This is a genomic window from Arthrobacter sp. Y3225116, from assembly GCF_059091245.1.
This window is the reverse complement of sequence record NZ_JBNHGL010000344.1, coordinates 1-2,434: the sequence shown is the minus strand read 5'-3', so window position 1 is coordinate 2,434 and position 2,434 is coordinate 1. Positions and strand designations below refer to the sequence as shown.

Annotated in this window: 3 protein-coding genes; 1 reads left to right on the top strand and 2 read right to left on the bottom strand. The window is 69.0% G+C overall.

The window, feature by feature from the left end:
• Positions 1–84: 84 nt before the first annotated feature.
• Positions 85–780, bottom strand: a complete 696-nt coding sequence (gene nucS, locus AC5RV2_RS17120; protein WP_494000115.1) for an endonuclease NucS — start codon at positions 778–780, stop codon at positions 85–87.
• Between the two features lie 98 nt (positions 781–878).
• On the opposite strand from nucS, the gene AC5RV2_RS17115 reads away from it, so the two are divergent.
• The gene (locus AC5RV2_RS17115; protein ID WP_494000114.1) at positions 879–1,205 is read left to right on the top strand and encodes an Rv1322 family protein; all 327 of its coding nucleotides are present in this window, start codon (positions 879–881) and stop codon (positions 1,203–1,205) included.
• 7 nt (positions 1,206–1,212) lie between these two features.
• On the opposite strand, the gene AC5RV2_RS17110 is transcribed toward AC5RV2_RS17115, so the two are convergent.
• Positions 1,213–2,310: an AI-2E family transporter gene (locus tag AC5RV2_RS17110; protein ID WP_494093334.1), complete on the bottom strand. Its 1,098-nt coding sequence runs from the start codon at positions 2,308–2,310 to the stop codon at positions 1,213–1,215.
• Positions 2,311–2,434 lie beyond the last annotated feature (124 nt).

The following is a 2,434-nucleotide window of genomic DNA, read 5'->3' as shown; positions in this document are numbered from 1 at the left end:
CGGGGGGTTAAGTACCGGGCCGCGGGGGCCGACCCCGGCGCCCGCGGCGGGAAAGCGGGCGCTGTCGCACGCCCGCCCGGGGCGTCAGAACAGGCGGGAGTCGGCGTCGTCCACGCCGCGCATCTCGTCGTAATCAAGGGTCAGGCATTCGATGCCCCGGTCGGCGGCAAGCACGCGCGCCTGCGGCTTGATCTGCTGGGCAGCGAAAATGCCCTTGACCGGAGCCAGCAGGGGATCGCGGTTGAGCAGCTCCAGATAGCGGGTCAGCTGTTCCACGCCGTCGATGTCGCCGCGCCGCTTGAGCTCCACGGCCACGGTCCCGCCGTCGGCGTTGCGCGCCAGGATGTCCACCGGCCCGATCGCCGTCATGTATTCGCGCCGCACCAGCGTGTGGCCGGGGCCGAGGCGGTGGATCTGTTCGGCCAGCAGGCGCTGCAGGTCGGCCTCCACGCCGTCCTTGACCAGCCCCGGGTCCACGCCGAGGTCGTGGCTGTATTCGTGCAGGTGCTCGTGGATGCTGATCACCAGGCGGTCGTCGCTCTTGGCATGCTGGACGTGCCAGACTTCGCGGACGCCCGACGAGGCGTCGTCGGCCTCCGGCTCCGCCACCCGGAGATTCGCCGGCGGGCTCATCCAGTTGAGCGGCTTGTAGGAACCGCCGTCGGAATGGATCAGGACGGAGCCGTCCGCCTTCACCATCAGCAGGCGCGTGGCCAGCGGCAGGTGGGCGCGGAGGCGGCCGATGTAGTCAACGGAGCAACGGGCAATGACAAGACGCACAGTAGGCCACTTTACCGGTGCCCGCTGCGTGGTCGGTCCGGTGCCGCGGCGGGCGGGCTCGTTCGGTCCGGGCCGCGCCGGTGGGGCAGAATGGTGGCATGCCCCGTTCCAACCGCCCGCGCCGCCGCTCTGGGGCCGGCAGCAGCAAGTGGACGCGGGCCAACGAGCTGGACCTGGACCGCGCCCGCGCCGGCATCCCGGAGCGCCAGAACGCGCCCGACGGCGAATGGAACGTGCGGCGCATCACCCCGTCAAACGCCGCCAAGGAGTACACCTGCCCGGGCTGCAACCGGACGATCGGCCCGGGGATCGAACACCTGGTCGCCTGGCAGGCCGACTCGCTGTTCGGCGGCGAGACGGCGCTGGCCGAGCGGCGGCACTGGCATCCGCGCTGCTGGCAGACCCGCAGTTTCCGCTACCGCTGAGCCGGCCTCAGTTCCGGTCCTGCCGGACGATGAAGACGTCCTTCAGCAGCAACATCACCGACGCCGCGGCCGGGATGGCCATCAGGGCGCCCAGCACGCCCATCAGCGAACCGCCGGCAATCACGGCGATCACGGCCACGGCGCCGGGGACGGCCACCGCGCGCTGCATGATGCGCGGCGAGACGAAGTAGGCCTCAATCTGCAGGTAGGCAAAGTAGATGACGGCGAACAGCAGCGCCGGCTGCCAGCCCACGGTCAGGGCAACCAGCGAGACGAACCCGCCGGCGATCACGGCCCCGATCAGCGGGATGAAGGCCAGAAGGCCGACGACAAAGGTCAGCAGGGCCGTGAACGGCACCTGCGCAATGGTCATGGCGATAAAGGCCACGGCCGCGTTGATCAGGGCCACGCAGGCCTGGCCGATCACGTAGCTGCCCACGCTGCCGGTGATCTCCTCCGACAGGCGCTGCACCTGCCGCCGCTTGGACCGCGGAGCGAGCCGGTAGGCCCACACCTTCAGCGCCGGGAGCGACGCCAGGAAGTACAGCGTAAGCACCAGCACGATCAGCGCCCCGAACGCACCCTGGAGCACGGCGCTGCCGACGCCGAGGACGCCGCCGAAGATGCCCGTGACGTTCTCGGAACTGGCAAAAAACCGCTCCAGTTCGATGTCGATGCGCTCCCGGACCTGGAACTGCGCATCGATCGTCTGGAATATGGCCGAGTTCAGGATGTCCTCGACATAGCGCGGAGCGTTGGCCACGATCTGCGTGGTCTGGTTGACGATGGTCGGGATCAGCGTGGAGATGAACGCCGCGATCAGCCCGGCCAGGATCAGCACCACAATGATGACGCCGGCCGGACGCGGCAGCCCCTTGCTTTCCAGCCAGCGGACGATCGGATCGAGCCCCAGGGCAATGAAGAGCGCCGCCGCGATCCACGCCAGCAGTTCACCGACGTTGGTCAGCACAAAGTAGAGCAGCAGCGCGAAACCGACGCCGACCGTGGCCATGAATCCGAAGTGGATCGGGTGCCGGGCGGGGGAGAAGTCGGTGCCTACGGCGCCGCCGCGGGCGGCGGCGGGGGAATCGTCCTCGGGCGGCATCTGGAAGCGGACGCGCGGCCGGGCGCGGGGCTGGCCGAACTACGTGAAAGATCAGTCGCGGCGAAAGGGACTGATTGGATCAGCTCGGGACACGATTTTCTCGCTGAATGGTTCGATGATGCAG

Bases quoted from the DNA above. Each gene is read 5' to 3' on its own strand.
- AC5RV2_RS17115 (WP_494000114.1), top strand. From the start codon at position 879: ATGCCCCGTTCCAACCGCCCGCGCCGCCGCTCTGGGGCCGGCAGCAGC.
- AC5RV2_RS17110 (WP_494093334.1), bottom strand. From the start codon at position 2,310: ATGCCGCCCGAGGACGATTCCCCCGCCGCCGCCCGCGGCGGCGCCGTA.